19 protein-coding genes are annotated in these 23,354 nt (G+C 47.1%); all 19 read left to right on the top strand.

Annotation, left to right across the window (positions count from 1 at the left end; all coding sequences use genetic code 11):
• The first annotated feature begins 65 nt into the window (after positions 1 to 65).
• The 19 genes from ylqF (at position 66) to D1151_RS02950 (ending at position 23,330) form a co-directional block, all read left to right on the top strand.
• Positions 66 to 902, top strand: a complete 837-nt coding sequence (gene ylqF, locus D1151_RS03040) for a ribosome biogenesis GTPase YlqF (protein WP_160201145.1) — start codon at positions 66 to 68, stop codon at positions 900 to 902.
• Entirely contained in the window at positions 899 to 1,561 is a 663-nt protein-coding gene (locus D1151_RS03035) for a ribonuclease HII (RefSeq protein ID WP_161907891.1), read from the top strand. Before ylqF ends, D1151_RS03035 begins: the two co-directional genes overlap by 4 nt.
• 24 nt (positions 1,562 to 1,585) lie before the next feature.
• The gene (locus D1151_RS03030; RefSeq protein WP_202620372.1) at positions 1,586 to 3,262 is read left to right on the top strand and encodes a formate--tetrahydrofolate ligase; all 1,677 of its coding nucleotides are present in this window, start codon (positions 1,586 to 1,588) and stop codon (positions 3,260 to 3,262) included.
• A gap of 343 nt (positions 3,263 to 3,605) precedes the next feature.
• Complete coding sequence (locus tag D1151_RS03025; protein ID WP_161907890.1) at positions 3,606 to 4,715, top strand: NAD/NADP-dependent octopine/nopaline dehydrogenase family protein; 1,110 nt, start codon at positions 3,606 to 3,608, stop codon at positions 4,713 to 4,715.
• Between the two features lie 138 nt (positions 4,716 to 4,853).
• Positions 4,854 to 6,257 (top strand): YfcC family protein, encoded by a 1,404-nt coding sequence (locus D1151_RS03020; RefSeq protein WP_161907889.1) that lies wholly within the window; start codon positions 4,854 to 4,856, stop codon positions 6,255 to 6,257.
• 27 nt (positions 6,258 to 6,284) lie between these two features.
• Entirely contained in the window at positions 6,285 to 7,301 is a 1,017-nt protein-coding gene (locus D1151_RS03015; RefSeq protein WP_161907888.1) for an ornithine cyclodeaminase family protein, read from the top strand.
• A 115-nt stretch (positions 7,302 to 7,416) separates the two neighbouring features.
• A complete protein-coding gene (locus D1151_RS03010; RefSeq protein WP_160201140.1) occupies positions 7,417 to 8,859 on the top strand; it encodes a sigma-54-dependent Fis family transcriptional regulator in 1,443 nt (480 codons plus the stop codon).
• A 13-nt stretch (positions 8,860 to 8,872) separates the two neighbouring features.
• Complete coding sequence (locus D1151_RS03005) at positions 8,873 to 10,036, top strand: pyridoxal phosphate-dependent aminotransferase (protein WP_161907887.1); 1,164 nt, start codon at positions 8,873 to 8,875, stop codon at positions 10,034 to 10,036.
• A 122-nt stretch (positions 10,037 to 10,158) separates the two neighbouring features.
• The gene (locus D1151_RS03000) at positions 10,159 to 10,725 is read left to right on the top strand and encodes a DNA-3-methyladenine glycosylase I (RefSeq protein ID WP_160201138.1); all 567 of its coding nucleotides are present in this window, start codon (positions 10,159 to 10,161) and stop codon (positions 10,723 to 10,725) included.
• A gap of 387 nt (positions 10,726 to 11,112) precedes the next feature.
• Positions 11,113 to 11,745: a cyclodeaminase/cyclohydrolase family protein gene (locus D1151_RS02995; protein WP_161907886.1), complete on the top strand. Its 633-nt coding sequence runs from the start codon at positions 11,113 to 11,115 to the stop codon at positions 11,743 to 11,745.
• 9 nt (positions 11,746 to 11,754) lie between these two features.
• Positions 11,755 to 12,603 (top strand): bifunctional 5,10-methylenetetrahydrofolate dehydrogenase/5,10-methenyltetrahydrofolate cyclohydrolase, encoded by an 849-nt coding sequence (locus D1151_RS02990; protein WP_161907885.1) that lies wholly within the window; start codon positions 11,755 to 11,757, stop codon positions 12,601 to 12,603.
• A 24-nt stretch (positions 12,604 to 12,627) separates the two neighbouring features.
• The gene (locus tag D1151_RS02985) at positions 12,628 to 14,046 is read left to right on the top strand and encodes a sigma-54-dependent Fis family transcriptional regulator (RefSeq protein WP_161907884.1); all 1,419 of its coding nucleotides are present in this window, start codon (positions 12,628 to 12,630) and stop codon (positions 14,044 to 14,046) included.
• A gap of 182 nt (positions 14,047 to 14,228) precedes the next feature.
• The gene (locus tag D1151_RS02980) at positions 14,229 to 15,197 is read left to right on the top strand and encodes a hydroxymethylglutaryl-CoA lyase (RefSeq protein WP_161907883.1); all 969 of its coding nucleotides are present in this window, start codon (positions 14,229 to 14,231) and stop codon (positions 15,195 to 15,197) included.
• A gap of 16 nt (positions 15,198 to 15,213) precedes the next feature.
• A complete protein-coding gene (locus D1151_RS02975) occupies positions 15,214 to 16,491 on the top strand; it encodes a hydroxymethylglutaryl-CoA reductase, degradative (protein ID WP_161907882.1) in 1,278 nt (425 codons plus the stop codon).
• A gap of 1 nt (position 16,492) precedes the next feature.
• Positions 16,493 to 18,097, top strand: a complete 1,605-nt coding sequence (locus tag D1151_RS02970; protein WP_243151149.1) for an amidohydrolase — start codon at positions 16,493 to 16,495, stop codon at positions 18,095 to 18,097.
• A gap of 69 nt (positions 18,098 to 18,166) precedes the next feature.
• Positions 18,167 to 19,570 (top strand): sodium:alanine symporter family protein, encoded by a 1,404-nt coding sequence (locus D1151_RS02965; RefSeq protein WP_160201131.1) that lies wholly within the window; start codon positions 18,167 to 18,169, stop codon positions 19,568 to 19,570.
• Between the two features lie 119 nt (positions 19,571 to 19,689).
• Complete coding sequence (locus D1151_RS02960; RefSeq protein ID WP_202620371.1) at positions 19,690 to 20,886, top strand: CaiB/BaiF CoA-transferase family protein; 1,197 nt, start codon at positions 19,690 to 19,692, stop codon at positions 20,884 to 20,886.
• Positions 20,886 to 21,662, top strand: a complete 777-nt coding sequence (locus D1151_RS02955; protein WP_161907879.1) for an enoyl-CoA hydratase/isomerase family protein — start codon at positions 20,886 to 20,888, stop codon at positions 21,660 to 21,662. Before D1151_RS02960 ends, D1151_RS02955 begins: the two co-directional genes overlap by 1 nt.
• Before the next feature lie 93 nt (positions 21,663 to 21,755).
• A complete protein-coding gene (locus D1151_RS02950) occupies positions 21,756 to 23,330 on the top strand; it encodes an amidohydrolase (RefSeq protein ID WP_161907878.1) in 1,575 nt (524 codons plus the stop codon).
• Positions 23,331 to 23,354: the final 24 nt, after the last annotated feature.

The raw sequence follows: 23,354 nt of genomic DNA, 5'->3' as shown, positions 1-23,354 counted from the left end.
GACGGGACGGCTAAGAAATGATATACTATTTGTATATGCGTAAATACACACAGATGAGGTAAAACATGATTGAAAATATAAACTGGTATCCCGGACATATGAAGAAGACCAGAGAACTGATTCAGGAAAATCTGAAGCTTGTGGATCTGGTTATAGAAGTCATTGATGCTAGGATTCCTATATCTAGCCGAAATCCCATTATCGATGAGTTGGTAAAGGACAAGAAGCGGATTATCGTTTTGAACAAGAGTGATCTTTCAGATCGAAGGGAGAACGACAAGTGGGCAGCGCATTTTGCGGCAGAGGGCAATTTGACCCTTGCTATGAACTGCATGAGCGGCGGCGGTGTAAACCAGCTTTTTAAAATGCTGGACAAGGAACAGGCGGCAAAGAACGCAGGGCAGATGCGAAACAAGCCTCTCCGCATGATGATTGTAGGTGTGCCTAACGTAGGCAAATCCTCTCTAATTAACAGAATGACAGGACGCAAAAGCGCTCAGACCGGTGACAGACCGGGGGTAACCCGAGGCAAACAGTGGCTTTCATTAAAAAATGGCATGCAGCTTTTGGATACGCCAGGAATTTTGTGGCCTAAGTTTGAGGATCCCAAGGCAGGTTTGAATCTGGCGTTTTGCGGCTCTATCAAAGATGAAATTTTGGATGTGGCAGACCTTGCACTGGAATTGATTACTGTGCTGCAGGACGCCTATCCGGACTTATTGGCAGAGCGTTATAAGTTGGATGCGGTGTGCGACATGCCTCTTGAAACCATGGAAGAAATCGCAAGAAAGCGGGGCTTTATCCTGCCTGGCAAGCGAATCGACTATGAGCGGTGCGCAAGGACCGTGTTAGATGAATTTAGAAGCGGAAAAATTGGAAATATTACATTGGAGCAAATATGAAAAAAGCAGAACGAGAAGCATATCTGAAAGCCAGGCTGGAGGAAATGCTGAGCTACGAGCGGCAGCTTTACGGGGAAGGTTACAGATATATTGCAGGCGTTGACGAAGTGGGAAGAGGGCCTCTTGCGGGACCTGTAGTTGCTGCAGCGGTGGTGTTGCCTGAAGACTTTGACGTCATTGGCGTAGACGACTCTAAAAAGCTATCAGAAAAAAAGCGGGAGCAGCTTTATGAGGTGATTTTGGAGAAGGCGCTGGCGGTGGGAATCGGCAGCAGAGACAATCAGGTTATAGATGAAATCAATATTTTGGAGGCAACCAAACTTGCTATGGCGCAGGCCATCGAAAATGCGGAGATCATGCTCAGAGAGCGCTTCGGTGCGGACATTGATTACGTGATCTTTGACGCTATGAAAATCGACGCTGTGGAAAAGCCCCAGATGTCCCTGATTAAAGGTGATGCAAAGAGTGTGTCTATTGCGGCGGCTTCGATTATAGCAAAAGTAACCCGTGACAGGCAGATGGCGGAATGGAGCAAGACATATCCGGATTATGCTTTTGAGAAAAACAAAGGCTACGGCACTAAAGCCCACTACGAAGGCCTTACCCGATGCGGTATGACACCGATACACAGAAAAAGTTTTTTAAAGAATTTTATATAAAGCGTATGAAAAGGAGAAGGACCTATGGAAATCAAAAGTGATATTCAGATTGCACAGGAAGTGGAAATGGCAAATATAAAAGAGATTGCTAAATCCGCTGGAATTGATGAAAAGTATGTTGAGCAGTATGGAAACTACAAGGCAAAGATTGATTATAATCTTTTACAGGAAAAGCAGGATACGCCGGATGGTAAATTGATTTTAGTAACTGCAATTTCACCGACCCCGGCAGGAGAAGGTAAGACTACTACTTCTGTAGGTCTTGCCGATGCGCTGCACAAAAAAGGCGTTAACGTTATGGCAGCGTTGAGAGAACCATCTCTTGGACCTGTTTTCGGCGTAAAAGGCGGTGCTGCCGGCGGCGGCTATGCGCAGGTTGTACCGATGGAAGATATCAACCTTCACTTCACAGGCGATTTCCATGCAATCGGCGCAGCAAACAATCTGATCGCCGCTATGCTTGATAATCACATTCAGCAGGGTAATGCGCTGGGAATTGATCCTAGAAGAATTACCTGGAAGAGAGCTGTAGATATGAACGACAGACAGCTGCGCTATATCTTAGATGGTATGGGCGGCAAGGTCAACGGCGTGCCAAGAGAAGACGGCTTTGAAATCACTGTAGCCAGCGAGGTTATGGCGATCATGTGTCTGGCAAAGGATATCGACGACCTGAAAGAAAAACTGGCAAGCATTATCGTAGGCTACACCTATGATGACAAACCGGTTACCGTTAGAGATATCAAGGCACAGGGCGCTGCTGCAGCCCTTCTGAAGGATGCTCTGAAGCCAAACCTGGTACAGACGCTGGAAAAGACGCCGGCATTTGTACACTGCGGACCATTTGCAAATATTGCTCACGGCTGCAACTCCATTATGGCAACTAAGATGGCGCTGAAGCTTGCCGATTATGTCGTAACCGAAGCTGGTTTTGCGGCTGACCTGGGTGCAGAGAAGTTTGTAGATATCAAGTGCCGAAAGGCTGGATTAACTCCGTCTGCATGTGTTATCGTAGCAACCGTAAAGGCTCTAAAATACCACGGCGGCGTTGCAAAAGCAGACCTTGCTGCTGAAAATCTAAAAGCACTGGAAAAAGGTCTTCCAAACCTTTTACAGCATGTAGAAAACGTAACAAAGAACTTCGGTCTTCCAGCTGTAGTTGCTATCAACGAATTTCCGACAGATACTGCTGCTGAGCTGAAAATGGTAGAGGATAAGTGCAAAGAGCTGGGCGTAAACGTAGTGCTTTCTCAGGTATGGGCAAAGGGCGGTGAAGGCGGTCTGGCGCTGGCTGACGAAGTTTTGCGTCTGTGCGAACAGGAAAATCACTTCCAGTTTGTATATCCGCTGAATGTTTCCATTGCGGAAAAAATTGAAATGATTGCAAAGAAGATTTACAGAGCTGACGGCGTTATCTTTGAGGGCAACGCTAAGAAGCAGATGGCGCAGTTGGAATCACTGGGCTTTAATGATGTGCCTGTGTGTATGGCGAAAACTCAGTTCAGCTTCTCTGATAATCCGGCGCTCCTTGGCGCACCGAGAGGGTTCAACATTACAGTAACAGATTTGAAAATCGATGCGGGCGCAGGCTTTATCGTTGCAAAGACCGGCAATATTATGACGATGCCGGGATTGCCGAAAGTACCTGCAGCAGAAAGAATAGATGTAGATAACACAGGAAAGATTACAGGACTATTCTAAGATTGACATTGACAATCGATGCTGGAGATTGTATAATGCCCGACAGAAAACAAGAAGTTAAATTTATGGTATTTACCGTGAAGAAAAGCCAGGGCGTGTGGGTCCTGGTTTTTCTTTATGTTTTTAGAATGACTGCTGCTATTTTCCGTTGCGACCACCCAGCCATTTGCCTATGTAGCGACTAACCAAAATTCGATGCATAAGAAGAACCTTAACATAAGGCACAGCATTTCTCAATTTGAGAAATGCTGTTTTTGTATCCTTGCAATTGCAGTGTTTCTACGTTGGCATGATTTATGCGATTTATACAGGCAAGAAAAAGATACCAAAGGAGGTTAATTTTATGAAAAGAGTTACTGTATTTGGTGCAGGAAACGGTGGTGTTACTGCAGCTTATCACTTTGCAAGAGCAGGATATCAGGTTTGCATCTGCGATTTTTCGCAGTTTCCTACGCAGATAGAAAATATTGCAGAACGCGGAGGAATCAGTGCGGCGGGAGAGACACACGGCTGCTCTATGATCCTGGAAGGATTTGAGCCGATAGAGCTTGCCACCTGCGATATCAAGGAAGCGATGGAGTTCTGTCAGCTGTATGTGATTCTATGTCCGTCCTTTGCACAGGAGATTTTCTTTGCACAGATGATACCGCATTTAAAGGATGGCAGTATTATAGTGACTATGCCGGCAAATTACGCAAGTCTTGTATTTACTGAAATGCTGAAAAATGCGGGAAAAATTGACCTTGATGTACATTTTGCAGATACAATCAGCATTCCTTGGGCATGCAGACTGCTATCGCCGGGTGTAACTGGAATCATGGGAATTAAGAAGTTCCTGCCGCTGTCCATCTATCCGTCAGATGAAAGCGGCAAGGTAGAGGATGCGGTGAGAGATTTGCTACCGATTCCGGTGGAGATTCTGAATAATCCGCTGGTTGCAGGCCTTGAGAATATCAACTTTGGCGGACATCCACTGATGACAACCATTAACATAGGACTTTTGGAGAATTTTAACGGGGCGTTTAATTACTATAAGGACTGCTGCAGTCCGGCAACAGCAAGAGCGGCCGCTAAGATGGACTTAGAGCGGCTGGCGGTGGGCAGTGCTTTGGGCTTTTCACTACGGACGGAACTTGAGGCGATGAATGCGCTGTATGGTATGGAGGAAGAAAGCGTTTATGACTTTAACAGAAAATCTGTTTCACACGGAAAAATCAACGGTGCACCAGATAGCTCGAAAGCCAGATATATCAGTGAAGATGTGCCTTATGTGTTGGTGCCGTGCTATGAACTGGCAAAACTTTGCGGTGTTGATACGCCGATTATTCTTGCTTGCATAACGCTAGCATCGGCATATAATGAAGATAACTATTTTGAGAGCGGACGAACGCTTAAAAAGATGGGACTTGGTGGTCTGTCAGCGGAGGCAATCAAAGAGAAAATCTCAAAATGAGAACAAATAGCAGTCGAAGGTTCTCATTTTGAGAAGCTTCATTGCATTGAATCAAGAAATTGTTTAAATTTCAATGGAAATTAAGTTGGCACGTTTTATGCTTTATATAACAGCAGAAAAAATATAGGAGGAAATATCATGGAACCGAAATTAGAAGAAAAGAAGTTCAAACTGCGCTTTCCGGATACGGGAACTCTTTTGATTATTTTAGTGGTTTTATCTGCAATTTTAACGTATATCGTTCCCGCAGGACTCTTTGAGCGGCAGCTGGATGAGGCGACAGGAAGAACATTGGTAGTAGCGGGTACCTATGCCAGCGCAGAGTCCAATCCGACGACCTTTATGCAGCTTATCATGTCTATTTATAACGGTATGGTGGACGCTTCTGATATTGCCTGGTTTATCTTTGTCATAGGTGGCGCCTTTGGCATTGTAACCAAGTCGGGCGCTATTGCGGCAGGACTGAACAAATTGATTCGCAAATATGAAGGAAAGGAAAGTCTGCTGGTGATTATCATCATGAGCGCATTTTTCCTTGGCGGCATGTCCTATGGCATGGGCGAAGAGGTCATTCCACTGGTAGCAATTTTAGTGCCAATTGCAATTAAGATGGGATTTGACCCGATTGTAGGCGTATCTATGGCAATTGTGGGACTTTACAGCGGATATTCAGCAGGTGCGCTGAATCCCTTTAACACCGGCGTGGCACAGGGCATCTGCGACCTGCCGATGTTTTCCGGTATAGGACTTCGCATTGCGCTGGGCGTAGGTGCACTTCTCATTGCGATTCATCACACCATTCGCCACGGAAAGAAGTTCAAGGACAGCGGTCAGGTGGTGAACTTAAACGAACTGCCGGAAAACCTGCAGACTGTAGAGGAACGCGAATTTAACGGCAGAGACAAGGTGATTTTGCTGGTTCTGGTTCTGACTGTTGCGGTACTGGTATACGGCATTATCAAATTTGACTGGTACCTGGGCGAAATGGCTGCGCTGTTTTTCCTTATGGGAATCATCGTAGGACTGATTCACTTTAAGGGCAGCTTTAACGACACGATCAACGAGTTTATGATTGGCTGCAGAGATATTGCGACAGCGGTCATTCTGGTATGTCTTGGCAGAGCGATTTTGATTGTTTTGCAGGACGGAAATATTTTGGATACCATCGTCTATGCGACTTCTGTACCGCTTGCGAAACTTCCAAGCGTGGTAGCAGCATGGGGCATGTACTTGTCACAGGGGGTTGTCAACTTCCTGATTCCGTCGTCTTCGGGACAAGCGGTTGTGGTGATGCCGATTATGAGTTCACTAGCTGACGTGCTTGGTATTACTCGACAGACCGCAGTATTAGCATTTCAAAGCGGCGATGGATTCTGGAATATGATTACGCCGGTACATCCGATTCTGATGGCGTCACTGGGACTTGCAGGCGTATCTTTTAAGCAGTGGTTTAAGTTTGCATTCTCACTGGTAATGAAATGGTCCGCATGGGTTTGCATTATCCTTGCGGCAGCAGTTTTGACAAATTACGGTCCATTTTAAGGAACCTAAAAATAGGAGGAAATGAAAATGAATAATGTAAAGATGATCTCAAAGGCAGATGTACAGAAAGTGCTGGACATGAAAAAATCCATCGAACTTGTTGAAAAGGTATATGAAGCCCATGGACACAACGAAGTGAATATGCCGGCAAAAATTACGCTGGATACCGGCGAAAGCAACGACTGGCCGCCATATGGCGGCTCCTACAATGCAATGCCTGCATATATCGGACAAGACGTGGATATCTCCGGTATCAAATGGGTATGGGGATTCAATGATAATGCAAAGAAGGGTATTCCATACATCGGCGGCGTAATTATTTTAAACGAAGCCAGAACTGGTGAAATCCTTGCTATCATGGATGGCAGCTTTATTACGGACATCAGAACCGGCGCTTCTGCTGGCGTTGCTTCTAAGTATCTGGTTCGCAAAGATGCCAAGGTTGCCGGCATCATCGGCGCAGGTGTGCAGGGCAGAATGAATGCAAGAGCCATCGCAGAATCCTGTGAAAATCTGGAAGAAATCAAGATTTCTGACTTATACTGGGAAGCAGCGGTAAAATGTGCAGAAGAACTCAATCAGGAACTTGCGGTAAAGGTGACGCCGGTAAAGACCAATCAGGAATGCTGTGAAGGCTCTGACCTGATCATTACGGTAACCATCGCCAATGAGCCGCTGGTAATGGGTGCGTGGCTGAAAAAGGGCTGTACTGTGATGTCTCTGGGTTCCTTCCAGGAATTGGATGAAAACATTCCGCTTCACTGTGACAAGCTGATTGTCGACAGCTGGGCACAGAACGCCCACAGGGGTGAACTTTTGAAACTGGTTCATGACGGAAGAATCACAGAAGAAAACATCCATGCTGAAATGCCGGATATCGTAGTGGGGCGTAAGAGCGGAAGAGAAAACGATGATGAAATCATCTGTGCAAGTATTATCGGTATGGGTTCCACCGACATTGGCACAGCGGGACAGCTGTACAAAGATTATTTTGCAGAAGACGACAGCCTGCCGGTATTTGCTTTCAGAACCTATGATAAATAGACACAGAAAATGAAAGTATTGAAATAAGTGCAATCTTCTGTTAAAATGAAAATATACGTGAAGTAGAGGCTGCCACTGGCAGCCTTTGCGCTGTGATTCGTTCCCAGAGGTAATTATGAATTTAGGTAGTATCAGAGAATATGCACAGAAGACCACAGAAATTATCAGCACAGTAGCGGACATGCAGGTGTTGGTCTGTGATATGCAGTTTCAGATTATTGGGGACAGCAAAGACGGCATCACCAATCAGCGGGCGCTGAATAAGTTGACCGGTAATTCCATGCTGGTGGAGACCGTTCGCCTACGAAAAATGATGGTGATCGAAGACAGCAAGAAGGATTTTGCAGGATGCAAAAATTGTCCGGAGAAGAATGCGTGCGACGTTAACGCAATGATTTCCATTCCAATTATCGATGGAGAGGATATTTACGGCGCCATTGGTCTTTATGCCCATGGAAAAGAAGATGTAAAGAGACTGATGGAAAAGAACAAGGATTTTCTGGAGTTTATTCACAGAATGTCAGAACTTTTGGTGATGAAACTAAAAGAGACTTCTGAAACGAAGAAATTAAAAGAAACTGTCAAGCAGTTGAAAAATAACAGTTGCAATTTGCCTTTTGAAGACATTGTAGGAAGCAGTCCCGCGTTTCGGAAGGTAAAAGAAGAGGCGAGGCGTTTTGCACAGGGGAATTCAGGGATTCTGATCCAAGGAGAAAGTGGAACTGGCAAGGAGGTTTTTGCTAGAGCCATTCATACCGCCAGCAGAAATGCGGATGGTCCTTTTGTTGCCATTAACTGTGCGGCGCTACCGGAGAACTTAATCGAAAGCGAGCTGTTCGGCTATGAGGAGGGGGCATTTACCGGTGCGTTGAAGGGCGGAAAGCTGGGAAAGTTTGAGCTTGCCAATCACGGTACTTTGTTTCTCGATGAAATCGGTGAATTTCCAATCCATCTGCAGGCGAAACTTTTGCGAGCCCTTCAGGAGAAAAAAATTCAGCGAGTAGGCGGCAGCAAGGAGATAGAGGTGTCGGTACGGATTATCGCAGCCACCAATCAGGATTTAGAGGAGCTTTCGCGCAACGGACAGTTTCGGGAGGATTTGTATTATCGCCTCAGTGTCATCCCTATTACATTACCGCCGCTAAGACAGCGACGAAGTGATATTGGAGAATTGGCAGAGCATTTTCTCAGGATTTATGCAAAGGCGCTGCACAAAGATATTTTTGGCATAGACAAGGCGGCCATGGACAGGCTGTACGAGTATGCGTGGCCGGGCAACATCAGACAGCTGCAGAATGCCATCGAGTATGCAGTCAATATTTCTTCTGGTTCCTATATTACGGTTGAAGATTTGCCGCAAAGAATTTTGGGCAACGCCACGGAACCACCTTCTGAAAGCGGAATTTGTTTGAAACCGCTTAGAGATGTGGAAGATGAATATATTTTAGAGGCCATCAGAATTTATGGCGATACACTTTCAGGCAAGCTGAAAGCAGCGGAGGTGCTGGGCATCAGCAAAGCTACGTTGTATCGCAGATTAAAAGAACTTAATGTATAGAGAGGTAGAAAAAATGAAGCACAAGTTTATTGCAAAGCGGTACTGGAAAGACCAGAGTACCGCTATGGGACAGTCCGATGTAATGGCAAAGTCTTTCAATGACGTGATCAATCTGAGTTTGGGGGACCCGGATTTAATCACTCATGATATTATTATCGACAATGCCTTTGCAGATGCAAAAGCCGGACATACCAAGTACACGGACTTCAGAGGAGATCCGGAGCTTAGAACGGAAATCTGCAAGTACTACAAGGAAGAGTATCAGATGGATGTGGCTGATGAAGAAGTTTTTGTCTGTGCATCTGCATGCCTGGGCATGTATCTGGCTCTGGAAGCCATCGTAGACGATGGAGATGAAGTTATTTTACAGGCGCCGTACTTTACCCCGTATCCACAGCAGGTGGAGCTGGCAAGAGGGATTCCTGTGGAACTGCCGACTTACGAAGAAGAAGATTTTCAGATTAACATTGAACGTCTGGAATCTCTGATTACAGAGCGTACAAAGGCGCTGGTCATCAACTCGCCGAGCAATCCGACCGGAAACTGCCTGACTGTAGAGACTATGGAAAAAATCGCAGAAATCGCTGTAAAGTATGATTTAATTGTAATTTCTGATGATATTTATACCTCGTTCAGTTACCAGAATCCGTTTGTGCCGTTTGCGACACTTCCGGGTATGAAAGAAAGAACGATTATTCTCAATTCATTCTCCAAGAACTTTACCATGACGGGATGGAGAGTGGGTAACATTATCGCACCAGACTACATCATTAAGGTGATTCAGCAGATTAACGAAAATGTGGTCTTTACTGCGCCGTCAGTATCTCAGCGTGCTGCAATCTATGCACTTCGCCACAGAGCGGAGATTCAGCCGCCGATGATTTCCGAATACAGGAAGAGAATGTTCTATGCAGCGGAGAGAATTAACAAGATTCCAAAGCTTTCTGTGATTGATCCGCCTAAGGGCAGCTTCTATCTGTTTATGAACATTAAGGAAAGTGGGCTGACCAGTGCTGAGGCGGCGGAACTGATCCTAAAGGAGGCACATGTGCTGATGCTGCCGGGAAATGCCTTTGGCGCCTGTGGTGAAGGTTATGTGCGTATTGCCTGCACCGTCAATGTGGATACCCTGAAAGAAGCATTTGACCGGATTGAAAAGATCGAGGCGTTTCAGTAAAAAAAGTGTGCATGACGGAGCTAAAGCTCCTATGCACACAATAAGAAATTGTGAGAGACGAAAAGCGTGCGTATAGAAATGTGCACGCTTTTGCCGTTTTATGTTTGAAAAGGAGAAACGGAATGGAATGGAAAGATGGAAAAAAACGGTGCAGGTGGGTGAATCCCAAGAATGAAATCTATCTGCGTTATCATGACGAAGAATGGGGTGTGCCGGTGCATGACGATCATCAGCTTTTCGAAATGCTGATTTTGGAAAGCTTTCAGGCGGGTTTGTCCTGGGAGTGCGTGCTCAATAAGAGAGAAGCCTTTCGAGCTGCTTTTGATGGGTTTGATCTTGCCAAAGTCTGTGATTATGACGAGGAAAAAATGGCAGCACTTCGCGAAAATCCAGGCATCATCCGCAACAAATTGAAAATTCGAGCGGCAGTAAATAATGCGCGGATTTTTCGCGAAATCCAAAAGGAATACGGAAGTTTTTCCAACTATCTCTGGCATTGGACCTGCGAAACTGTTTTGCACGAAACAGATGTGGTAAGTTCTCCACTTTCCGATCAAATCTCAAAGGATTTGCAAAAACGAGGAATGAAGTTTGTCGGAACGGTGATTATTTATTCGTACTTGCAGGCGGTTGGCGTCATTGATTCTCATGAAGAAGGCTGTTTCAAAGCGCGCGGCACAAAAGAATAAAAGGCTGCGTGTTCTAGTAAATCAAAGAAAAGGTGAGAGTGAAAGAAAACATGGCAAACCCATGAAAGGAGTCTTCGACGATAGTACTGACAAAATTCTGGATTTTGAAAGATTTTGTCAGTAAATCGTGTCGAAATCACATCGTATGCCCCTGAAATCCTGACAAAACTGACAATTTTTTTCGATTCTGTCTGTTTTGTTAGGATTTTTACATAAAACACCGACAAGACTGACAAAAATCTGAGAAATTGTCAGTTTTGTCAGCAGTGTAAAAGGGTATCGCTTTTTCACGCGTTTGCCGCGCGAAAGAAAAGGGTGCGGCTTGCAAAAATAGCGGCACCCGTGCTATACTAATACCAGTTTAAAAAGAAAAGAGAGGTACAAGCTATGCAATGGATTGATCAAAGCTTGAGAGCATTTACAGAAGTGCTGGCGAGCAAAGCGCCTGTGCCGGGCGGCGGCGGCGCGTCGGCGCTGGTGGGCGCGCTCGGGACAGCCCTTGGCAGTATGGTGGGTGCGTTAACGGTAGGAAAGAAGAAATATGCTGCTGTGGAAGAAGAAATCAAGGGACTGATGGAACAGGCAGAAATGCTGCAGACAGAACTTCTTTCCTTGGTAGAAAAAGACGCGGAAGTTTTCGCGCCCCTTGCGGCGGCTTATGGCATGCCGAAAGAAACGAAGGAAGAAAAGGCGGAGAAGGCGCGAGTCATGGAGCTTGTGCTGAAGGATGCATGTAGCGTACCTCTGGAAATTATGGAAAAATGTTGCCAGGCGATTGATCTGCACAGGGAATTTGCGGAAAAGGGCAGCGTTCTTGCAGTCAGTGATGCCGGTGTCGGCGTAATTTTTGCCAAAGCAGCCCTGCAGGGCGCGTCACTGAACGTCTTTATTAATACAGGCTCGATGCAGGACAGAGCATACGCCGAAACGCTCAATGAGAAAGCTGAGAAGATGCTGATGGAATATACAGTAGCCGCCGACGAGGTGTACGCGAAAGTGTACAGTCAGCTAAAGAAATAGGGGGACAAGATGGAAAAATTACTAAAAGGAAAACCAGTGGCGGACGCCATTGACGAAGGGTTGATTGCAAAGATGGCAGGGTTTTATGAGAAAGGCGTCGTGCCGACCCTTGCAATCGTTCGTGTGGGGGAAAACGGCAGCGATATCGCCTATGAAAACGGCGCTGTGAAAAAGGCAAAGAAGATTGGCGTACAGACAGAAAAATTCATCTGTGATGGGAAGATAGAGGAAGCGGATCTCATTGCGGTTATAGAATCCATCAATCAGAATCCGGAAATTCATGGTGTGCTGCTGCTGCAGCCTTTGCCAAGGCACATCGACAGCGAGAAGGTACGAAATGCCATCGCGTCGGAAAAGGATATGGACTGCGTTTCGGATGGCGCTTTGGGCAGATTTTTTACCAGGGAGAGCGCTTTCGCGCCGTGCACAGCGGAAAGCTGCATCGAAATTTTAAAGCACTACGACGTGGAATTGTGCGGAAAACGGGCGGTGGTCATCGGCAGGAGCATGGTCATCGGAAAGCCTGTCAGTCTCATGTTGATGAAAGAAAATGCCACAGTTACTGTCTGCCATACGAAGACCAGAAAGGAAGATTTGCTGTATCTTTGCAAGGACGCGGATATTATTGTGGCTGCCGCAGGCACCAAGGGCACGGTGACTGATGAAATGGTCAGTCCTGGACAAGTCATTGTAGATGTAGGCATTAACTTTGATGAAGACGGCAAAATGACTGGAGACGCAGCGATTAGCGAAGAACAGAACCTTTGGCTGACCCCGGTACCGGGCGGTGTGGGCAGTGTGACAACCAGTCTTTTGATGAAACATGTCGTGGAAGCGGCAGAACAAAGCATGCTTTAGTTCTGCAGGAGGAACCTTTGTGCAATGAGTGGATTGATTGATAAACTGAACCAGATTATGCAAATCGACAATACCAAATATGATGGTGTACTGATTGTAAATAAACATGGCATTGTGGAGTACAGCACGTGGTTTGGCAGAATGTCTAATGCAGTCATTCCGGACTGGACCAGATCGATTGTCGGAGAGCATCTGACGAATTTTTATGAGGATCTGTCAGAGGAAAACAGTACCGTTTTTCAAACACTAAAGACAGGAAAGATGTCCATCGATGAACCCCAGAAGCTGACCTGGAAAAACTATCAGATGGTACTGCGCGGCATCACGTATCCCATTGTGGAGAACGGGGTGATTTTGGGCGCGGCCAATGTTGCGCAGCTTCTTTATCTGCAGAATTTGAAGACCTCAGAATATCTGAAACAGAAGCTTTATGTCACAGATGATATCATCACGCAGAACAAGAAAATGCTGGAAATGAAAGCGATGATACTGGAGGCCAGCAACAGTGATTCGCCGGTGCTGATTTATGGCGAAACAGGAACAGGCAAAGAGCTGGTTGCGGAATCAATTCATGCAGAGGGAAAGCGGCGTACCGGAAATTTTATTACACAGAACTGTGCTGCAATTCCATCCCATCTTCTTGAAAGCATGTTTTTTGGTACAGAAAAGGGAGGCTTTACCGGTGCGGAATCCAGAGAGGGTCTTTTTGAAATGGCTAATGGAGGCACCCTCTTCCTGGATGAAATCAATTCGATGGATTTAGGCATGCAAGCGAAGCTTCTGAAGGCAATTGAAGAACAGAAAATACGCCGGATTGGCGGTAATCAGGATATTCATTTTGATGTACGTCTGATTTGCGCGACCAACGAACCACTTGAAAAGCTGCTTTCAGAAAAGCGAATTCGGGAGGATTTGTACTATAGAATTTGTGTTTTACAGATCGAAATTCCACCGCTTCGAGAACGTGTCGACGACATTCTGCTTTTGACGGAACACTTCATTCGCTATTATAATGAACGTATGCAGCGAAATATCAAGGGAATCAGCCCTTTGACGGAGCAGGTTTTTGTAAAGTGGGACTGGCCCGGCAATGTGAGGGAACTTCGCAATATCATCGAAAGCGCGTTTAATATAGAAAAGAAGGAATATATCAGTTTGGAAAGTGTGGACGCGCTGTTCCGAAGAACACAGCTTGTAAAGACGGTCAGCAGGGAAGAACGGAATGTATCACAGCGGGCAGATTTACTTTCTGAAGCAGCAGCCATAGAGCCGGGAATGCATGTTGATTTGGAACAGATGCTGGCGGCTTATGAGCGCCAGTTGATTCAGACTGTGATGGAGCAGGAAACCAAGTTAATTGATGTTGCCAGGAGGCTTTCCATCTCTCCGCAGAAGCTGCAGTACAGACTGAAGAAGCTGGGGATTACCAATAAAAAATTTTGAATAAATAAAAATATTTTTTTAAATAAAGATTTTTTCATCAAAAAAAGTGCGGCCGCAATTTTTGATGAATACTGAAAACGCTTGAAATTCAGGCGTTTTTTTGTTGCTCTTTTTCAAATGAACGGATTGGCACGCCCTTTGCGATAGTATAGTGCAAAGACTGAAGGAGGGAGTGAAAGAATTTGAAAAGACCATTACCGGGCAAAGTGAACATCATCGACGTGACCCTGCGAGATGGATTTCAGCACGAGGAAATGTTCGTGCCCACAGAGGCGAAGCTCTGGATCGCAGAGCGGCTGATGGAAGCAGGATTTCGGCGCATTGAGGTCGGCACGTTCAGTCGTATCAAATATGTACCCCAGTTTAAGGATATCCTGGAGGTATTGAAAGGGCTTCCGAAAAGAGAGGACGTAGAGTATACCGTCCTTGCGCTCAACACGAAAGCCTGCGAACGTGTGGCTGCAGCCCTTGAAGAAGGCGTTCAGATTGACCGCGTACTGTGCGGACAGCTGGCAACCAGCGAGGCGTATGCCCGCAAGAATATGAACAGAACCCATGAAGAACTTTTTAATGAAGCAGAAAAAAATATAAAATTTCTTCACAGTCTGGGCATCAAGAAGGTTTTCGGCAATATTGGAACGATTTTCGGATGTCCGATCCAGGGAGAAATACCAATCGAAAAGGCTTACGAATTTGTAGATCGGGCTTTTGACATTGGATTTGACGAGATTGAACATTCTGATCCTGACGGCATCGCAGATCCGGAAACCGTATACCGCTATTTTTCGCATATCCTACAGAAGTATCCAGATGCATCGATGCATTCCTTCCATGTCCATGATATACGCGGCATGGGGATGGCATCTTACTGTGCAGCGATGGAGGCAGGTGTCAGAACCTTTGACTGCAGCCTGGGCGGCATTGGCGGACAAGTTGCGAATATTGTCGACAGCGTACCTGTCAAGGGGATCGGCGCATATTACTTTGATACGGAGAGAACCGGGCTGGTGGAAACCTGCGACTTTGTCTCCATGGTAAATGCCATGGGGATTGATACCGGAATCGATGAGAAAAAATGCGGCGTTATTACGCAGATGATGGAACGAATTTTAGGACGCACGCTGCATTCCTTTACAGCAGCAATCAAATAACAGAGGAGATGATAAGATGAAAACAAGTAGCTATTCCGGCTTTTTCAAGCTGGATACAGAGGCAAGAATGCGGGAGGTTGCCGAATTCGCGGGACTTTCTATCGCAGAACAGGAAGTTCTCAGAAGCGCGGATTCTTTGGACATGGACAAGGCGGATCACATGGTAGAAAATGTAATCGGCAGATTCGCGCTGCCGATGGGTGTTGCCATTAACTTTATCATAAACGGTAAAGACGTGGTAATTCCCATGGTGACAGAAGAACCGTCTGTCATTGCGGCATGCAGCAATGCGGCAAAGATGGCAAGAGCGGCAGGCGGCTTTACAGCAAGTACCTCCGGCAATATCATGATTGCGCAGATTCAGATGCTGCGCGTACCTGCGCCTTTTGCAGCAAAGAGTATGATTTTAGAGAAAAAAGAGGAAATTTTGCGAATCTGCAACGAAAAAGACCCGGTACTGGTCAGCTTTGGCGGAGGCGCAAAGGATGTGGAGGTCAGAATCATAGATTCTGCGGAAGGCCCTATGGTGATTGTGCATCTTCTGGTGGACACCCTGGACGCCATGGGCGCAAATGCGGTAAATACCATGGCAGAAACGGTTTCCCCTTACATAGAGGAACTGACCGGCGGCATTGCGGAGCTGCGGATTTTGTCCAATCTGGCGGACAGGCGTGTGGTGCGGGCAAGAGCAACTTGGAAAAAGGAAGCAGTCGGCGGCGCAGAGGTGGTGGAAAAAATTCTCAGCGCTTATGCCTTTGCGGCGGCAGACCCTTACCGGGCAGCAACCCATAACAAAGGGATTATGAACGGAATTATTCCGGTGGTGCTGGCCACGGGAAATGATACCAGGGCCATTGAGTCCGGCGCCCATGCTTATGCGGCAAGAAACGGAAGATATACATCGCTAACCACCTGGGAAAAGAATGCAGAGGGAGATTTAGTCGGCTGTATTGAGATGCCTATGGCGGTCGGACTTGTGGGCGGCACTACAAAAATCCATCCAGCGGCACAAACAGCCGTGAAAATTTTAGATGTAAAAACTGCTGCGGAGCTGGGACAGATTATCGCATCTGCAGGTCTTGCAAATAATCTGGCGGCGATGAAAGCGCTTGCGACGGAGGGCATCCAGCGAGGACATATGTCTCTGCATGCGAGAAATCTGGCAAGCACCGTAGGCGCAAAGGGTGAAACGCTGGAGAAAATCGTGAAACAGATGGTGGCAGAGAAAAAAGTACGCATGGAATATGCGGCAGAGCTTTTCGAACAGTATAAAAAGCAAGGAGATGAAGGCTGAATTGAAACAGAAAGTATTTATCAATGGTAAGATATTCACCGCAAATCCGAAGCAAGCCTATGCGGAGTGCTTTGTAGTGGAGGACGGAAGAATTACTTTTATTGGAGACAGAAGCGATTTGCCGGAATATGATTGTGAAGCTGAGGATTTGAAAGGAAAGCGCGTCATTCCCGGCTTTGTGGATACCCATATGCACCCGGTCATTTTGGCAGACTGCGCGGCGAAGATATCCTGCCTGCCACCGGTGGTTCACTCCATCGAGGAACTGCAGGAGGAAATTCGCCGCGCAGCGTTAGAGAAAAAGCCAGGAGAATGGATTTGCGGCTGGGGCTATGATGAAGAAAAGTTTGCGGAACATCGCGCGCCAAACCGGTATGATCTGGACAAGGCGTCAGCGGATTATCCCATCGAACTGCTTCGTTCCTGCTCTCATATTCGGAGTGTCAACAGTAAAGCGCTGGAACTTGCAGGGATTACGAAGGATACCCCTGATCCGCCAGGCGGAGAAATTGAACGGGATGCGGAAGGCGTGCCGACGGGGATTCTCAAAGAAAATGCCCGCCATCTGGTCGGCGCGGTTTTGCCGGACAAATCCAGAGAGGTTATCGTGGATGGTCTAGTGGATCTGGGAAAGCTGCTGCTTTCTCAGGGGATTGTAGCGGTGACGGATATGGGAAACCTGGATGCAGTGGATTATTTCGATTATTATCAGGAAGCGGCAGAAAAAGGATTCCGGCAGGATGTAGGCATGTACTATATTTGGGATTTGATTCGTAAAAATCCTGATTTCCGGTGGGACGCTGAGAAAGCAGACAAATCCAGGCAGATTCACAGAAATGGAATTAAGCTGATTGCAGACGGCAGTATCGGCGGCAGAACGGCATGGATGGACAGACCCTATTTGGGGTCCTGTGACGAATGTGGCATTTCTGTGTGCAGCGACGAGGAAATCGAAAGCGCCATGGAATTTTGTCAGAAACATCAGTGCCAGCTGGCTGTACACACTATGGGAAAACGGGCAATCGACCGGATTGTGGATCTTGCATATCAGACCGGACCGTGGCTTTGTGATATGCCGTCTGTTCGCATGGAGCATATTACAGACCCGTCCCAGAATGCCATTGAAAAGGCGGCAGCAGGAAAAATTGCCTTTGCAACGCAGATGATTTTCCTGTATGCTGAAATTGAGAGTTATCGAAACAATTTGGGTATGGACTGGATTAAGGAGACCTATCCCATTTCCCATATGCTGGACTGCGGCGTGAAAGTGGCGCTGTCAACGGACGCGCCGGCAACCTCCTGGGCGCATCCGTCCGATCCGTTTCCGAATCTCAAGTGCGCGGTATCAAGAACGGCGTACGATGGAACGGACTGCGGTGAGAAAGGCAGCATCGATATAGAAACAGCCATCAGACTCTATACGAAAGAGGGGGCTGAGATTGCGGGGTTTTCTGATATCGGTCAGCTGGCAGAAGGCTTCCGGGCAAATTTTGCGGTATTGTCAGAGGATATTCTGCATGTACCGCCAGAACGTTTTCCTGAAATTCAGGTGATGCAAACCTATATGGACGGCGAATGTGTGTATGACAGGACAAAGGATCAATAAAGCACAGATCCGATTTTTATCCTTACAGAATATCTTTTCCAAACATAGAAACATAGAAAGGAAAAAACGATGCTAGCTATTATGAATTTTTGTATTGCGTGCGCCAACTGGTTTTGGGGACTTCCCATTCTGATTTTAATCGTTGGCGGCGGATTATATATGAGCCTTCGATTAGGCTTTCCACAGATTACAAGGCTCCGTTACATCTGTTCCCAGACCTTTGGCAAGATGTTTGTGAAAGCAGAAGCCGGTAAAATATCTCCTTTTGCAGCAACATGCTCTGCACTGGGATCTTCCATCGGCGCGTCCAATATCGTGGGCGTTCCGGTAGCCATTGCGCTGGGCGGACCGGGGGCAATCTTCTGGATGTGGATTATCGCTATTGTCGGCTGCTGTACCAAATATGTTGAAATTGCTCTTTGTATGAAATACAGAACGAAAAACGAAAACGGCGAATGGGTCGGCGGCGCTTTCAGCTATGTCAAGGAACTGTTCGGTGGGAAAAAGGCAGGACGCGCTATTGCGATTTTCTGTGCGTTTTTTACCATGATTGCGGGAATTCCGTCGGTGGCTTCACAGACGCTGTCCGCCAGCGCACAGGTTGCGGTATTTGGCATTAATGGTACGGTATTCGGTATCATTGTTGCGGCAATTGTTGCGCTGATTGTCTTCGGCGGTATTAAGAGAATTGCCAGTGTTATGGAAAAGGCAGTGCCAATCATGGCAGCGATCTATTTGCTGGGCGTTATCATCATTTTAGTGTGCAACGCTGGTGAGATTCTTCCTTCCCTGGGCAGTATCTTTGTCTATGCGTTTACACCGCACGCCGCAGTTGGTGGCTTTGCCGGTTCTACCGTTGCGCTGGCGCTGCGCTGGGGTTCCGCAAGAGGTGTATATTCCAACGAAGCGGGCTTTGGTTCTGCACCGTCAGCCCATGCGGCAGCCGATGTTGACCATCCGATCCGGCAGGCGATGTGGGGCGTCTTTGAAGTAGGCGTAGATACGATTTTAGTCTGCACAGCGACGGCGCTTTCTGTACTGACGACTGGCGTATGGAAGCAGCCGGGTGTAGATGCCGGCGCTTTGGGACAGGCGGCGTTCCATACAGTATTTGGCGCGGCTGGAGACTATTTTGTGGCAATCTGCGTACTGCTCTTTGTTATTACAACGATTACCGTAGTCATTTTCTACGATGAGAGACAGGCGGAGTTCCTGTTTAAAACGCCAAAGGCCGGCGTTGCATGGAGATTTATCGCCATTGCGACCATGATCATCGTAACCTTCGGTATGGAACTGACGGTTGTATATCAGCTCAACGATTTTGTCAATGCTTTGTTCATCATACCAAATATGATCGCGATTATCTGGCTTGTACCACAGGTTGTAAAACTGCAGGATGAATTCTTCCATACACCGGGTAAATATTATCTTGCTGATATGGAAGCAAAGAGAGCCAAGAAAGAAACGAAATAACGATTATAACACAAGTGAAATGAATTCTGTAAAATAAAGACCTGTCTTGTTTTGGATCCATACCGGAAAGTCACTGAAAAGTCAGGCTTTCCGGTATGAGTTTTTGGAGGAAAAAGAAAATGAAACCACTTGAAGGTGTAACGATACTGGATTTAACAAGAGTTGTTGCAGGACCTTATGCAACGATGATATTAGCCGATCTTGGCGCTAGAGTGATTAAGATTGAAAATCCCGGTGATCCGGACTATACACGGGATTTTGAGCCATATCTTGTAGATGGAGATAAGCGGCAGAGCGCTTTCTTCGCCCAGTATAACAGGAATAAAGAGGCAATCACGTTGAACTTGAAAGAGCCGCGGGCAAAGGATATTTTCCGGCAGATGGTTCAAAAAGCGGATATTGTTGTGGAAAATTATCGCGCCGGCGTAATGGATAAGCTGGGTGTTGGTTATGAAAATTTGAAAACGTACAATCCGAAGCTGGTTTATACGGCAATTTCGGGATTTGGACAGACGGGACCGTATTCGACATGGCCTGCATATGATAACAGCGGGCAGGCGCTCAGCGGGCTTTGGTCCATGAACGGTATGCCCGGTGAACCGACCAGAATCGGTACGATTATCGGGGATTTGGCGGCAACTTTTTTCGGCGCGATTGGAACTCTTTCTGCGTACATTCACGCGCAGAAAACGGGACAGGGACAGCTGGTGGACGTGGCGCAGCTGGACGCCTCTCTGGCGCTGACAGAAAATGCCGTTTCCAATTATACGGTGGGAGACCAGGTGCAGCAGCCTCTTGGAAATGATCATCCCCTCTGCAGGCCTTATGGGAAATTCAGAGCAAAGGACGGCGAAGTCTTCTTCGGCGGCTATACAGATCGTTTTTGGAAGACGACCTGCGAGTTCTTTGGCGAACCGGGGCTTTTGCAGGATCCTGAAATTGATACCATGGCAAAGCGCTTTGACGAAGAAGTTTACAATAGGAGAATTTTGCCGAAAATCAATCAGTGGTTTTCTGCGTATACCTGTCAGGAGCTGCAGGACGCGCTGGCGGAAAAATTACCGCTGACAGCGATTCATACGATAGATCAGGTGCTTTTAGATCCGCAGCTGAATCACAGGGACATGTTTATCGACTATGCTTACGGAAATGCTCACGGCAAGCTGTTCGGAACACCGATTAAATTGAGTGAAACGCCGTGTGATACTTCGGGCCGCGCGCCGGAGACCGGAGAAGGCAACGCCCGAATTTATCAAGAGTTTTTGGGATATTCGGAAGAAGAAATCCGTGTGCTTTCAGAGGAAGGAGTTTTGTGATGACGCATATTTCTTATGAGGTGAAAGATGGGATTGCAGTGATTTGGTTTAACAGACCGGAAAAGCTGAATACCCTGACGCTGCAGATGTATCAGGACTTAGGAGAGGCTTTTGAAAAAGCGCAGAAGGATGACCATGTAGCAGTATGCATTTTGACAGGAACAGGAGAGAAGGCTTTCTGTGTCGGGGCGGATCTGACGGAATCCATTCCGTATTTGGGACAGGGACATTATATCGACGAGTGGGACGCAGCACATTTAAAGCACAGCAGGCTATTTAAACCGCTTATTTGCGCAGTTAATGGACTTTGCATGGGCGGCGGTTTTGAAATTATGCTGGCGTCGGACATCAGAGTGGCTTCCAGTCAGGCAGTATTTGCCCTTCCGGAAGTTTCTCTGGGAATCGTGCCTGCCGGCGGCACGCTGGTAAGATTGGCAAGACAGATTCCTTATGTCAGAGCAATGGAACTGATTTTAAGCGGCGAGAGGATCGATGCGCAAAAGGCGTTAGACTATGGACTTTTAAATGCGGTGGTACCGCCTGAACAGGTGATGGGGAAAGCCATGGAGATGGCAAAGAAGCTCTGCGCCTGCAGTACAAGGGCAGTGCAGACGGCAAAGGAATCTGTGCTGAAGCTGAGAGAAATGCCGGCTGAACAGGCTTTTGAGACGGAGGCGCTGCTGGGGTATAAAGCCTTTACCAGTGAAGACGCAAAAGAAGGATTGGCAGCCTTCTATGAGAAACGGAAACCGGACTTTCCGTCGAAGAAGTGGTAAATAAATTGTGCTGATTTTGCTGGAATTTATTGTTTACAGTGGGAAAAGGAAGCTGATATAATAAATGTATTATCACAGAAGGAGATTGCATTTATGGATACCATTTTCTACAACGGAACAATTTATACGCAGGATCAGGCATATCCTGCATGCAGCGCTATAGCAGTGAAAAACGGCGTGATTGCAGCGCTGGGTAGTGACCAGGAGATGCTGGCGCTGGCAAGCAGCAGGACGGAGCGGATTGACCTTGCCGGAAGATTCGTGGTGCCGGGATTTATCGACAGTCACCTGCATTTTATTTACGACGCCATGGTTCGGAGAACCATCGATCTGTCAGAGACTAAGTCACTGTCAGAAGCGATGGAGCTTTGCCGCGGCAGAGTTTCTGAAATCAGCGAGAAGGGTGGATGGCTCCTGGCAGGCGGTTTCAACCAGGACGACTGGATAGAAAAAACCATGCCTACCAGGACGGATCTAGATGCGATTTCAGAAGAGGTGCCGGTGGTATTGCAGAGAGCTTGTCTGCATATTTCCGTTTGCAATACAAAAGCGCTGGCGCTTTCGGGACTTTTGGAAAGCTGTCCGGACGGTATCGTCAGAGAACAGATGCAAAACGCCATTTCTGAGGCGGAGCCGCTGCCGGATTTAGATGAACTGAAGGAACTGATTCAGGATGCGGCGCGCGCTGCCGCAAGAGCCGGTATTACGGAAGTTCATACCGATGATTTTACGGTGCTGCCGGGCACCTGCGGGAAGCTGATTTTACAGGCGTACAGAGAGCTTTCCGAAGCAGGAAAGCTGGATGTGCGGATTTATGAACAGTGCAATCTGGAAACCCTGCCGGAGCTGAAACAATTTCTTGCAGCAGGGCACAGAACCGGCGATGATTACGGTTTTTTCAGAATCGGACCGCTGAAGATTATTACAGACGGATCTCTCGGCGCCCATACGGCGGCTATGCTTGCGCCGTATTGCAACGCGCCGGAAACCTGTGGCGTGCTGAATTATACCGATGAGAAACTGCAGGAGATGATATCCTTGGCGCAGGAGTACGGAATGCAGATGGCGATTCATTGTATCGGCGACGGTGCACTGGAACAGACGCTGAATGCGCTGCGCAGGGCGCATTATGAGAATCCAAAGGCGAATCTTCGCCACGGGATTGTCCATTGCCAGATCATGAGCGAAAAGCAGCAGGATTGGTTTCAGAAACTGAATTTGCTGGCATATATTCAGCCGATTTTTGTTCGCTATGATATGCATATCGTAGAAGACTGCGTAGGGGAAGAACTGGAGGCTACCAGTTATAACTGGCGAAGGTTTGCTGAGCTGGGCGTGCACCAGTGCGCAGGCTCTGACTGCCCGGTGGAGAAATTTGATATCCTGCCCAATCTGCAGTATGCGGTAACCCGTAAAGATCCGGTTTCCGGCAAGACCTGGTATCCCCAGTACGGGTTGACCTTAGAAGAAGCGCTGCGGGCGTTTACCTATGAAGGGGCGTATGCAGGATTCAGCGAAGGCGTTCGGGGCACGATTTCCGTCAGCAAGTATGCGGATTTGACCGTGCTTGACAGAAATCTGTTTGAAATTCCCGCGGAGGAAATTTCCGAAGCAAAAGTTGTTCTAACTATGACAGGCGGGAAGGTGACTTATCGCGCTATATCATAAACAAAAAGAACGCCCTGTGGTTCA

This window comes from Emergencia sp. 1XD21-10, from assembly GCF_009936045.1.
GTDB classification, from domain to species: domain Bacteria; phylum Bacillota; class Clostridia; order Peptostreptococcales; family Anaerovoracaceae; genus Senimuribacter; species Senimuribacter intestinalis.
The sequence above is the reverse complement of the archived record's forward strand: the minus strand, read 5'-3'. Positions and strand labels throughout refer to the sequence as shown.